The following is a 12,115-nucleotide window of genomic DNA, read 5'->3' on the forward strand; positions in this document are numbered from 1 at the left end:
AGGCGCCATCTTAGAATGCGCCGCCATGCAGCCTTCCCCCGCCGCCGAGACCGCGCGCCCCCCTCTCACGCGCCGGCTCGCGCGACTCATGACCTGGTTCGGAGGCTCTCGCCACTGGTGGGCGCTGGGCCTCGTCTGCGCCCTCATCGCCGCGGTGACCGAGCCCCTGATGGCTGCCATGCTGAAGCCCTTGCTCGATCGCGGCTTCACGCGCGGCCAACTCCCGCTGTGGGCCATTCCGGCCGCCGTCATCCTGCTGTTCACGGTGCGCGGCCTGGCGCAATTCATCTCGCAATACGCGCTCGCGCGCATCGCGAACGAAGGCATGCAACGCCTGCGGCGCGTGCTGTTCGAGCGCCTGCTGGCGGCCGAGCTCGCCCTCTTCTCGCGCCAGTCGGCCAGTTCGCTGTCGAATACCGTCGTCTACGAGGTGCAGACCGGCGCGATGCTGCTGGTGCAGGCGCTGCTGGGCTTGTCGCGTGACGGCTTCACGCTGATCGCGCTGCTGCTCTACCTGGTCTACCTCAACTGGAAGCTGACGCTGATCGTCGGCGTGCTGGTGCCGTGCGTGGGCTGGATCATCAAGGCCTTCTCCAAGCGTCTCTACCGCCTGACCCAACTCGGCCAGCAGGCGACCGACGAGCTGGCCTACGTGGTCGAGGAGAACGTGCTCGCCCACCGCATGGTCCGGTTGCACAACGCCGAGGCCAGCCAGACCCGGCGCTTCGACCGGCTGAGCCACGACCTCAACCGCCTGGCCGTGAAGTCCACCATCGCCTCGGCCGCGACCACGCCGCTGACGCAGATCGTCGCGGCGGTCGCGCTCTCCGCGGTGGTCATGATCGCGCTCTGGCAAAGCGGCAAGCAGGGCTTCACGGTGGGCGGCTTCGTGGCCTACATCACGGCCATGCTGATGCTGATCGCGCCGATCCGCCGCCTGGCCGACATGACCAGCCCCATCACGCGCGGCCTGGCGGCGCTCGAGCGCGGCCTCTCGCTGATCGACGAGGTGGCGCCGGAATCGCAGGGCAGCTTCGAGTCGCCGCGCGTGGCCGGCCGCATCGAGCTGCGCGCGGTGCGCGTGAACTACCGCGGCGTGGAGGAGGCACGCGCGCTCGACGGCGTCAACCTGACGATCGCGCCCGGCGAAGTGGTGGCCTTCGTCGGGCCCTCCGGCTCCGGCAAGACCACGCTGGTCAACCTGTTGCCGCGCTTCGTGCTGCCGAGCGCAGGCCAGGTCCTGCTGGACGGGCATGACGTCGGCGACTGGCAGCTCAAGAACCTGCGATCGCAATTCGCGATGGTCAGCCAGGATGTGGTCATGCTCAACGACACGCTGGCCGCCAACGTGGCGCTCGGTGCCGAGCTCGACCGCGAGCGCGTGCTCGCCTGCATAGAAGCCGCGAACCTGGCGGCACACGTCGACGGTCTGCCGCAAGGGATCGACACGGTGCTGGGCCACAACGCGACCCAGCTGTCGGGGGGCCAGCGCCAGCGCCTCGCCATCGCGCGCGCGCTCTACAAGGACGCACCGGTGCTGCTGCTCGACGAAGCGACCTCCGCGCTCGACACGGAATCGGAGCGCCTGGTGCAGGAGGCGCTGCAGCGCCTGATGCGCAACCGCACCACCCTGATCGTCGCGCACCGCCTCTCGACCATCCAGCACGCCGACCGCATCGTGGTGATGGAGCACGGCCGCATTGCCGAGCAAGGCAGCCATGCGCAGCTCATGGCGCTGGAGGGGCTCTACGCGCGGCTGCAGGCCCATGCGGTGCGCACGGCGCCGGAGGGCGGCGAGCCCAGTCTCTGACAAGCCTTCGGCATATTGCGCCCGCCGCATCGGGCGAGCAGAATTTTTCCTTCGACCCGGCTTTGAAACACGTCGGGCGGCACGCGCCCCGCGCCGCCTGCCCGACCTCGGAGAAGGAAACGCCATGTCGTATGCAGCCCCCTTCCGGCGCCGCTTGCCCGCACTGGCCGCCTGCGCTCTCGCTTCGTGTGGTCTGCTCGTTGCCGACGACGTCGGTGCCGGCCGCGACCGAACGTCGAGTTTCGACCCCCTGCTTTCCGAACCGGGCCGCGCCTGCGGGCCGGTGGTGGCCGGTCCGCCCGCCCTGCTCAAGGCGCTGGTGCGCGTCAAGACCGAAACCGCACCCTTCCAGCCGCAGCCGATGAAGGCCGCGGCCGGGGAGGTGCCGCTCTACAAGGACCTCGGCTCGCTCGCGTTCAGGATCAGCACGCGCTCGCCCAAGGCCCAGGCGTACTTCAACCAGGGCTTGCGCCTGTCCTTCGGCTTCAACCATGCCGAAGCCCAGCGTGCCTTCCAGGCCGCGCAGAAGCTCGACCCGGCTTGTGCCATGTGCTTCTGGGGCGAGGCGCTCGTGCTCGGCCCCAACATCAACGTGCCGATGATGCCGGAGGCCAATGCGCCGGCGTTTGCCGCCCTGGCCAAGGCGGTCGAGCGCAAGGCCGGTGCGACGGAGCGTGAGCAGGCGCTGATCGCCGCGCTCGAAAAGCGCTACGCCGCGCAGCCGCCGGCCGACCGCTCCGGGCTGGACGCCGCCTATGCCGACGCGATGAAGGCGGTGGCCGAGCGCTACCCGGCCGAGGACACGATCCAGACGCTGTTCGCCGAAGCCGCCATGGACACGCAGCCCTGGGATTACTGGGAGGCCGGCGGCGCCAGGCCGAAGGGACGCGGCGCGGACATCGTCGGCGCGCTGGAGACCGTGCTCGAGCGCAACCCCAGGCACCCCGGCGCGATCCACCTCTATATCCATGCGGTCGAAGCGTCCACGCAGCCCGAGAAGGCACTGCCCTATGCCAACCGTCTGGCGGCGCAGATGCCCGGCGCCGGGCACATCGTGCACATGCCGGCGCATATCTACTTCCGCGTGGGCATGTACCGCGAGTCGCTGGAGGCCAATCGCAAGGCGATCCAGGCCGACGAGAAGTACTTCAAGACCTCGCCCTCCGACCCGCTGTACAAGACCGCCTACTACCCCCACAACATCCATTTCGTGATGGTGTCGGCGCAGATGGGCGGCGATGCGAAGACGGCCATCGACGCGGCCGCGAAGCTCGACGCCTCGATGCCGGCCGAGCTGGTCAAGGCCTTCCCGATCCTCCAGCCCATCAAGGCTTCGCACTTCACCACGCATGCGCAGTTCAGCGATGCCGACACCATCCTCAAGCTTGCCGCGCCGCCCGGTGACGCGGTGATCGTGACCACCATGTACCACTACGCGCGCGCGGTCGCCTTCGCAGCGCGCAAGGACAAGGCCGGCGCACAGCAGGAGATCGATGCCATCGCGAAGATCGAGCAAGGCGCCGACTTCAAGCCCTTCGAAGCCTGGCAACTGCCCGCCAAAGAAATCGTTCGCACCGCCGGCCTGGTGGCCACCGGGCGGCTCGCCGATGCAAGCGGCGATCTCGACGCCGCCGCCAAGGCCTACGAGGAAGCCATCGCGATGCAGGACGGCCTCAGCTACACCGAGCCGCCCTACTGGTACTACCCGGTGCGCCAGTCGCTCGGCTCGGTGCGGCTGCGCCAGGGCCGGCTCGACGAGGCGCAACAGGCCTTCCGCGATTCGCTGGTTCGCGTGCGCAACAACGGCTGGGCGCTCGCGGGACTGGCCGAGGTCGAGCGCAAGCGGGGCGATGCGAAGGCCGAGCGGGCGGCGCGGCAAGCCTACCAGCGAGCCTGGTTCGGCCCTCGCGGCGGGCCGGAGCTCGCACGGCTTTGATCAGAGCAGGACGATGTCGTACTGCCCCTGCCCCATCGCCGGCTCCGCCTGCAGCGAGATCGGCTTGCCGATGAAGTCGCTGAGGCCTGCCAGGTGCTGGCTTTCCTCGTCCAGGAACAGTTCGATCACCTGCGGCGAGGACACGATGCGGAACTCGCGCGGCGTGAACTGGCGCGCCTCGCGCAGGATCTCGCGCAGCACGTCGTAGGCCACGCTGCGCGCGGTCTTCACGATGCCCTGCCCCCCGCAGGCCAGGCAGGGCTCGCACAGCATGTGCGCCAGCGACTCGCGGGTGCGCTTGCGCGTCATCTCGACCAGGCCCAGCTGCGAAAACCCGCCGGCAGTGGTCTTGACACGGTCGCGCGCCAGCTGCTTGCGGAACTCGGCCAGCACCTGCTCGCGGTGGTCGTCCCGCACCATGTCGATGAAGTCGACGATGATGATCCCGCCCAGGTTGCGCAGGCGCAGCTGCCGCGCAATGGCCTGCGCCGCCTCCAGGTTGGTCTTGAAGATGGTGTCGTCGAAGTTGCGCGCGCCCACATAGCCGCCGGTGTTGACGTCGATGGTCGTGAGGGCCTCGGTCTGGTCCACCACCAGGTAGCCGCCGGACTTCAGGTCCACGCGCCGGCCCAGGGCCTTGGCGATCTCCTCGTCGATCGAATAGAGGTCGAAGATCGGCCGCTCGCCCTTGTAGAGCTGCAGCTTGCCCGCCGCCTGCGGCATGAACTCGAGGCCGAACTTGAGCAGTGCATCGAACTGCTCGCGCGAGTCGATGCGGATGGTCTGCGTGTCCTCGATGGTCATGTCGCGCAGTACGCGTTGCAGCAGGCTCAGGTCCTGGTGCAGCAGCGACATCGGCGGCATGCGCGACGACAGCTCGCGGATGCGCGACCAGGTCTTGCGCAGGTAGGCAATGTCTTCCGCCAGCTCGGCATCGCTCGAATCCTCGCCGTTGGTGCGCAGGATGAAGCCGCCCGTGGCCTCGGGCACCACGCCGCCGCTGCCGGCAGCGGCGGCCGCATCGATCAGCACCTGCATGCGGGCGCGCAGCGCATCGCGCAGGTCGGAAGGGATCTTCTGCGACACGCCCACATGGTTGTCCTGCGGCAGGAAGACCAGCAGCCGGCCCGCGATGCTGATCTGCGTCGACAGGCGCGCGCCCTTGGTGCCGATCGGGTCCTTGATCACCTGCACCAGCAGCGACTGGCCCTCGAACACCTGCCTCTCGATCGGCACCACGCCGCCGCCGTTGCGCGGATCGCGATCGGCCGCCGCGGCGCTCGGCCGCGAGCCGGGGGTGAAAGGCGCCACGATGTCGGCCACGTGCAGGAAGGCCGTGCGGTCCAGGCCGATGTCGATAAAGGCCGACTGCATGCCGGGCAGCACGCGCGAGACCTTGCCCAGGTAGATGTTGCCGACCAGCCCGCGCTCCAGCGTGCGCTCCACGTGGAGCTCCTGCACGGCGCCGTGCTCGACCACCGCAACGCGGGTCTCCTGGGGAGACCAGTTGATCAGGATGTCTTGCATGTTTTTTCTACAGCGCGAAGCCGGCCTGGCGCAGCAGCTTGGCAGTCTCGAACATCGGGAGCCCCATGATGCCCGAATGCGAGCCGCTGATGTGCTCGACGAAGGCCGCCGCCCGCCCCTGGATCGCATAGGCCCCCGCCTTGCCCTCGGGCTCGCCGCTGGCGACGTAGGCGGCGATGCGGCGCTTCTCGACGGCGGCGAAGCGCACGCGCGACACGCTGAGCGCCGCCTGCCGGCGCTTGCCGTGCTGCAGCGCCACGGCCGTCAGCACCCGGTGCGTGCGGCCGGAGAGCATGGCCAGCATGCGCTGCGCGTCCTGCGCATCCGCAGGCTTGCCCAGGATGGCGCGGCCGAAGGCGACCGTGGTGTCGGCGCACAGCACCGGTGCCGGCGGCAGGCCCAGGCGGCGATGGCGCGCCACGGCCGCATCCAGCTTGAGCGCGGTGACGCGCTGCACGTAGGCGGTGGGCGATTCGCCCGGCTGCACGTGCTCCAGCGCCTCGGCGTCCTCCTCGGGGCCGGCCAGCAGCAGCTCGTGGCGAACGCCGAGCTGCCCCAGCAGCTGCGCGCGGCGCGGGCTCTGCGATGCGAGGTAGATGAACGGGTCCTTCATTCGCGGTGGTAGGGATGGCCTGCGTTGACCGACCAGGCGCGGTAGAGCTGCTCGACCAGCAGCACGCGGGCCATCGCGTGGGGCAAGGTGAGGTCCGAGAGCCGGATGCGCTCGTGTGCGGCGGCCTTGAAGGCAGGGTCGAGCCCGTCGGGGCCGCCGATCACCAGAGCGACGTCGTCGCCCTCGCCCTGCCAGGCCGAAAGCCGGGCGGCGAGCGCCTTGGTGGTAAGCGCCGTGCCGCGCTCGTCCAGCGCCACGATGCGCATGCCCTTGGCAATGGCCGCCTCGATGCGCTCGCGCTCGGCAGCGTGGAGCGTCTCCAGGGTCTTGGAGCCGCGCGGCTCGGTCTTGACGGTGCGCAGCTCGAGCTTGAGCTCGGGCGGGAAGCGCTTGGCGTAGTCGTCCCAGGCGGTCTGTGCCCAGTCGGGCACACGCTGCCCGACCGCGACCACCAGCAGCTTCATGCGCGCGCCGTGGCGGTCTTGCGCGGCGCCTTCTTCGCCGGGGCCGCCTTCTTCGCCGGAGCCGCCTTCTTGACAGCGGCCTTCTTGGCAGTTGCCTTGTTCACGACCACGGTCTTGACCGGCGCCTTCTTCGCAGGCGTTTTTCCGGCCGCCGTCTTCCTGGCCGCCGGCTTCGGCTTGGCGGCCGCATCGGCCGCGCGCTGCGCGGTCTTCGCAGCGCTGGAGCGCCTCAGCGAGGGGCTGGGGCTCTTCGCGGCCGGTGCCTTTTCCTCGGCCGGACGGGCCGAGACCGGCTTGGGAGCGCCCAGCTTGGCGCGCACCGGCTTGTCGCCCCAGATCTCCTCCAGGTGGTAGTACTGGCGGATGGCCGGCTGCATGATGTGCGCGACCGCGGCGCCGCAGTCGACGATGATCCACTCGCCGTTCTCCTCGCCCTCCACGCGCGGCTTGTTGAAGCCGGCATCGCGCACCGCGTCGCGCACGCTGGCGGCGAGCGCCTTGGTCTGGCGGTTGGAGGTGCCCGAGGCGACGATCACGCGCTCGAACAGCGGCGAGAGGTGCTCGGTGTCGAAGACCTGGATGTTCTGCGCCTTGACGTCCTCGAGGCCATCGATGATGGCTCTCTGGAGTTTCTGGGTGTCTTTCTTGGCGGCGGCTTCAGTACTCATCAGGTGGAACGGTAGAGGTTGTGTTGGTCAATATAGCGTGCAACCGCCGGCGGAACCAGTTGAAAGAGGTCCTGTGCCTGCGCGGCGCGCCTGCGGACCTCCGTCGCGCTGGTGTCCATGGGCGCGAGCGCGAGCGTCTCGAAGCGCGCACCGGGCGGAAGGCCCGGCAGCGCCTGGGGATCGAAGGGTCCGGCGCCGGTGGCACCCGGACGCTGCGCGACCGCGATGACGGCAAGGCCGAGGATCTCGCGCCAGCCGTGCCACCGGGGCAGCGAGGCGGCCTGGTCGGCGCCCATGATCAGCACCCGTTCAGCCTCCGGCCGCTCCTGCTGCAGCTCGCGCAGCGTGTCCAGAGTGTAGGTGGGTCCGGCGCGCCGAAGCTCCCGGGCATCGACGACGACGCCCGGCAGGCCCCCGAAGGCCAGCTGCGCCATCGCGAGGCGATGCTCGCCGCCGCTCAGCGCGCGCTGCTTGTGCCAGGCGTCGCCCGTCGGAAAGATGCGCAGCTCGGCCAGTCCCAGTTGCGCCAGTGCGGCCTGCACCAGGGCGACATGCGCGTTGTGCGGCGGGTCGAAGGCTCCGCCGAATACCCCGATCCGAGCGTTGTTCAGAGCCATTCGCGGCGCACGATGAAATCGCTGTAGAGCGCCGCTTCGGGCGAGCCCGGCTCCGGTTCGCGGCGGTAGGCCCAGCTGGCCTGCGGCGGCATCGACAGCAGGATGGATTCGGTGCGCCCGCCCGACTGCAGGCCGAAATGCGTGCCGCGGTCCCAGACCAGGTTGAACTCCACGTAGCGCCCGCGCCGATAGAGCTGGAAGGCGCGCTCGCGCTCGCCCCAGGGCATGGCGCGGCGGCGCTCGACGATGGGCAGGTAGGCCGGCAGGAAGGCGTCGCCGACCGACCGCAGCATCTCGAAGCTGCGCTCGAAGCCCAGCTCCGCGAAGTCGTCGAAGAAGATGCCGCCGATGCCGCGCTGCTCGTTGCGGTGCTTGAGGAAGAAATACTCGTCGCACCAGGTCTTGAAGCGCGGGTACTTGTCGTCGCCGAAGGTCGCCAGCGCATCGCGGCAGGCGCGGTGGAAATGCACCGCGTCTTCTTCGAAGCCGTAGTACGGCGTCAGGTCCATGCCGCCGCCAAACCAGCACACCGGCTCGCCCTGCGCCGGCAGCGCCGCCAGCATGCGCACGTTCATGTGGACCGTGGGCACGTAGGGATTGCGCGGGTGAAACACCAGCGAAACGCCCATCGCCTCGAAGGGCGCACCGGCCAGCTCGGGCCGGTGCTGGGTGGCCGAGGGCGGCAGCTGCGGGCCGCGCACCTGCGAGAAGCCGCAGCCCGCACGCTCGAACAGAGCGCCGTCTTCCAGAATGCAGGTCAGGCCGCTGCCCTGCAGCGGCTCCCCGGGCGCCTTTTGCCAGGCGTCGCGCACGCAGGCCCGGCCTTCGGCCGCCTCGACCGCCGCGACGATGCGCTGCTGCAGCCCGCGCAGGTAATCGCCGACGGCTTGGGGATCGCCGGGCATCAGCCGTGGGGCGTGCGCGCCTGGACGGCGCGATACCCGATGTCCTTGCGGTACTGCGCCCCATCGAAATGGATGCGCGCCGCCACCGCGTAGGCGCGCTGCTGCGCCTGCTTGACGCTGTCGGCCAGCACGGTGACGCACAGCACGCGCCCCCCGCTGGTCTTCAGCTCGCCGTTCTCGAGCGTGGTGCCGGCGTGGAAGACGACGGCATCGGGCGTCTCGGGAGAGATCCCGTGGATGGCATCGCCCTTGCGCGGCGCCAAGGGGTAGCCGTGCGCCGCCATCACCACGCCGAGCGCGACGCGGCGGTCCCAGTCGAGCTCGATCTGGTCCAGCGTGCCGTCGGTGGCGTGCCAGAACACCTCGAACAGGTCGGACTTGAGCCGCATCATGATCGGCTGGGTCTCGGGATCGCCCATGCGGCAGTTGAATTCCAGCGTCTTCGGGTGGCCGGCGGCGTCGATCATCAGGCCGGCGTAGAGGAAGCCGGTGTAGGGGATGCCGTCCTTCTCCATGCCGCGGATGGTGGGCAGGATGATTTCGCGCATGGCCCGTGCGTGCACCTCGGCCGTGACCACCGGTGCCGGCGAGTAGGCGCCCATGCCACCCGTGTTGGGGCCCTGGTCGCCGTCCTGCAGGCGCTTGTGGTCCTGGCTGGTGGCGAGCGCGGTCACGTTCACGCCGTCGCACAGCACGATGAAGCTGGCTTCCTCGCCCTGCAGGAACTCCTCGATCACCACGCGCGCGCCGCCCTCGTTGTGCGAGATGCCCAGCTTGTTGTCCAACAGCATGAAGTCGATGGCCTCGTGCGCTTCCTGCAGCGTCGTTGCCACCACCACGCCCTTGCCCGCCGCCAGGCCGTCGGCCTTGATGACGATGGGCACGCCCTTGGCGTCCACGTAGGCATGGGCAGCCCCGGGGTGGGTGAAGGCCTCGTATTCGGCCGTGGGGATGTTGTGGCGCTTCATGAAGGCCTTGGAGAAGGCCTTGGAGCTCTCCAGCTGCGCTGCCGCCTTGGTCGGGCCGAAGATGCGCAGGCCGTGCGCGCGGAACTCGTCCACCACGCCGGCAGCCAGCGGCGCCTCGGGGCCGACCACGGTGAGCGCGATCTTTTCCTTCAGGGCCCAGGCCCGCAGCGCGGCGGGCTCGGCGATGTCGATGCATTCGTAGCGCGAATCCGCGCGCGTGCCGCCGTTGCCCGGCGCCACATAGACGCGGCTCACGCGCGCGGCCTGGGCCAGGCGCCACGCCAGCGCGTGCTCGCGGCCCCCTCCCCCGATCACCAGTACCTTCATTCGCAGGCTTTCATGGGCGCCTTCATTCGGAGAGCGCGGCGTTGTGATAGACATCCTGCACGTCGTCCAGGTCCTCGAGCGCATCGAGCAGCTTCTGCATCCTGGCGGCGTCCTCGCCCGCCAGCTCGATGGTGTTCTCGGCCCGCATCGTGACCTCGGCCACCTCGGGCTTGAGGCCGGCGGCTTCCAGTGCATCGCGCACCGCCTCGAAGTCGCCGGGCGCGGTCAGCACCTCGATCGCGCCGTCCTCGTCGGTCACCACGTCCTCGGCGCCGGCCTCGAGCGCGGCCTCCATCACCTTGTCCTCGCTGGTGCCGGGCGCAAAGACCAACTGCCCGCAATGCTTGAACTGGAAGGCGACCGAGCCTTCGGTGCCCATGTTGCCGCCGTGCTTGCCGAAAGCGTGGCGCACCTCGGCCACGGTGCGCACGCGGTTGTCCGTCATGGTGTCGACGATGATGGCGGCACCGCCGATGCCGTAGCCCTCGTAGCGGATTTCCTCGTAGCTGACGCCTTCGAGATTGCCGGTGGCCTTGTCGATGTTGCGCTTGATGGTGTCGGCGGGCAGGTTGACCGCCTTGGCCTTGTCGACCGCCAGCCGCAACCGCGGGTTGGCGCTCAGGTCGCCGCCGCCTGCTTTGGCCGCGACCATGATTTCACGTATCGCACGGGTCCAGAGCTTGCCGCGCTTCTCGTCCTGCCGGCCCTTCCTGTGCTGAATATTTGCCCATTTGCTGTGTCCGGCCATGGCAGTCGTTCTCGCTCTCTCGTGTTTTCGAAGCAGGTGGGGAGTTTACTGTCCGTCGCGTACAACGGCCCCGCGTCCTACAGCGGGAGCGCAGATCCTTTTTGGGATAATCCGCCGCTGATGCGCCAGGCCAGCTCGGGCATCTCCGGTTTCCATCCCCCACAGCGCATGAATATTCCTCCAACAACGAATGCCGAAGCCGCAGTGCCTGCACCGGAGCACTGCGACGTGCTCGTGATCGGCGGCGGCCCGGCCGGCTCGACCGCCGCAGCGCTGCTGGCCCAGCAGGGCCGCAAGGTGGTGCTGCTCGAGAAGGCGCACCATCCGCGCTTCCACATCGGCGAGTCGCTGCTGCCCGCCAACGTGCAGCTGTTCGACCGCCTGGGCCTGCGCGAGGACATCGAGCGCATCGGCATGCCCAAGTTCGGCGTGGAATTCGTATCCCCCGACCACGACCACGTCGCCATGGTCGAATTCGCCGACGCCTGGGACAAGACCATGCCCTATGCCTGGCAGGTCCGGCGCTCCGAGATGGACGAGATCCTGTTCCGCAACGCCGCCGCGCGCGGCGCGCAGACCCTCGAAGGCTGCCGCGTGCGCGATGTCCGGTTCGACGCCGAGGGCGCCACGGTCAGCGCCCGCCTCGACGACGGCGCGGCACGCAGCTGGCGCGCCCGCTTCGTGCTCGACGCCTCCGGCCGCGACACCTTCCTGTCGAACAAGCTCAAGGCCAAGAAGAAAAACCCGAAGCACAACAGCTCCGCCCTCTTCGGCCATTTCCGCAATGCCGACCGGCTGCCGGGCAAGCTCGAGGGCAACATCACGATCTTCTGGTTCGCGCACGGCTGGTTCTGGTACATCCCGCTGGCCGACGGCACCACCAGCATCGGCGCCGTCTGCTGGCCCTACTACCTCAAGTCGCGCAGCAAGCCCCTGAAGGATTTCTTTGCCGACACCATCGCGCTGTGCCCGCAACTGGCCGCGCGCCTGTCGCAGGCCACGCTGGTGGACGATGCGGTCTACGCCACCGGCAATTATTCGTACACCAGCACGCACTGCAGCGGCGAGCGCTACCTGATGCTGGGCGATGCCTACACTTTCATCGACCCGGTGTTCTCCTCGGGCGTCTACCTCGCCATGTACAGCGCCTTCGAAGGCGCCGAGGTGGTGGCCGCCGCCCTCGACCGGCCGGCCGCCGCCGCAGCAGCAGCGCGGCAGCGCTTCGAGCGCGACATGCGCAGGGGCCCGCGCGAGTTCTCCTGGTTCATCTTCCGCGTGACCAATCCCACCATCCGCGAATTCTTCATGTACCCGCAAAACCCGTTCCGCGTGAAGGAAGCGCTGCTCTCGCTCCTGGCCGGCGACATCTACGGCAAGACGCCGATCTGGCGCTCGCTGCGCGTGCTCAAGGCCCTGTACTACCTGGTGTCGGCCGGCCATCCGCGCCGCACCTGGCAGTCCTGGCAGCGGCGGCGCCGGAACATCCGCGACCTCGGGCCGCTCGCCGGCGAAAACATCGTCGAGGCCCGGTG

At 69.3% G+C, this 12,115-nt stretch carries 11 protein-coding genes; 3 read left to right on the top strand and 8 right to left on the bottom strand.

Going from position 1 to position 12,115, the window contains the following annotated elements:
- Positions 1 to 25: 25 nt before the first annotated feature.
- Together msbA and AC3A6Y_RS17425 are read left to right on the top strand one after the other, a co-directional pair.
- Positions 26 to 1,810 carry a lipid A export permease/ATP-binding protein MsbA gene (gene msbA, locus AC3A6Y_RS17420; RefSeq protein ID WP_487869479.1) on the top strand — a complete coding sequence of 595 codons (1,785 nt, stop codon included), beginning with the start codon at positions 26 to 28 and terminating at the stop codon, positions 1,808 to 1,810.
- Positions 1,811 to 1,934: 124 nt separating this feature from the next.
- Positions 1,935 to 3,746 (top strand): tetratricopeptide repeat protein, encoded by a 1,812-nt coding sequence (locus AC3A6Y_RS17425; protein WP_487869480.1) that lies wholly within the window; start codon positions 1,935 to 1,937, stop codon positions 3,744 to 3,746.
- On the opposite strand, the gene rng is transcribed toward AC3A6Y_RS17425, so the two are convergent.
- From rng to AC3A6Y_RS17465, 8 genes are read right to left on the bottom strand one after another with little or no spacing between them, the layout of a single operon-like run.
- Positions 3,747 to 5,273: a ribonuclease G gene (gene rng, locus AC3A6Y_RS17430; protein ID WP_487869481.1), complete on the bottom strand. Its 1,527-nt coding sequence runs from the start codon at positions 5,271 to 5,273 to the stop codon at positions 3,747 to 3,749.
- Positions 5,274 to 5,280: 7 nt separating this feature from the next.
- Positions 5,281 to 5,886, bottom strand: a complete 606-nt coding sequence (locus AC3A6Y_RS17435) for a Maf family protein (RefSeq protein ID WP_487869482.1) — start codon at positions 5,884 to 5,886, stop codon at positions 5,281 to 5,283.
- Positions 5,883 to 6,350 (bottom strand): 23S rRNA (pseudouridine(1915)-N(3))-methyltransferase RlmH, encoded by a 468-nt coding sequence (rlmH, locus tag AC3A6Y_RS17440; protein ID WP_487869483.1) that lies wholly within the window; start codon positions 6,348 to 6,350, stop codon positions 5,883 to 5,885. Before rlmH ends, AC3A6Y_RS17435 begins: the two co-directional genes overlap by 4 nt.
- Positions 6,347 to 7,018, bottom strand: coding sequence for a ribosome silencing factor (gene rsfS, locus AC3A6Y_RS17445; protein WP_487869484.1), 672 nt, complete (start codon positions 7,016 to 7,018; stop codon positions 6,347 to 6,349). Before rsfS ends, rlmH begins: the two co-directional genes overlap by 4 nt.
- A complete protein-coding gene (nadD, locus tag AC3A6Y_RS17450; protein ID WP_487869485.1) occupies positions 7,018 to 7,635 on the bottom strand; it encodes a nicotinate (nicotinamide) nucleotide adenylyltransferase in 618 nt (205 codons plus the stop codon). Before nadD ends, rsfS begins: the two co-directional genes overlap by 1 nt.
- Complete coding sequence (gene hemF, locus AC3A6Y_RS17455) at positions 7,626 to 8,540, bottom strand: oxygen-dependent coproporphyrinogen oxidase (RefSeq protein ID WP_487869486.1); 915 nt, start codon at positions 8,538 to 8,540, stop codon at positions 7,626 to 7,628. The genes nadD and hemF overlap by 10 nt, the downstream gene beginning before the upstream one ends.
- Positions 8,540 to 9,835: a phosphoribosylamine--glycine ligase gene (gene purD, locus AC3A6Y_RS17460; protein WP_487869487.1), complete on the bottom strand. Its 1,296-nt coding sequence runs from the start codon at positions 9,833 to 9,835 to the stop codon at positions 8,540 to 8,542. Before purD ends, hemF begins: the two co-directional genes overlap by 1 nt.
- Before the next feature lie 22 nt (positions 9,836 to 9,857).
- Entirely contained in the window at positions 9,858 to 10,583 is a 726-nt protein-coding gene (locus AC3A6Y_RS17465) for a YebC/PmpR family DNA-binding transcriptional regulator (RefSeq protein ID WP_487869488.1), read from the bottom strand.
- A gap of 168 nt (positions 10,584 to 10,751) precedes the next feature.
- Between AC3A6Y_RS17465 and AC3A6Y_RS17470 the strand changes: the two genes are divergently transcribed.
- A partial coding sequence (locus tag AC3A6Y_RS17470; RefSeq protein ID WP_487869489.1) for an NAD(P)/FAD-dependent oxidoreductase occupies positions 10,752 to 12,115 on the top strand: 1,364 nt, incomplete at its 3' end.

This window comes from Variovorax sp. Soil_C_17, assembly GCF_057657265.1.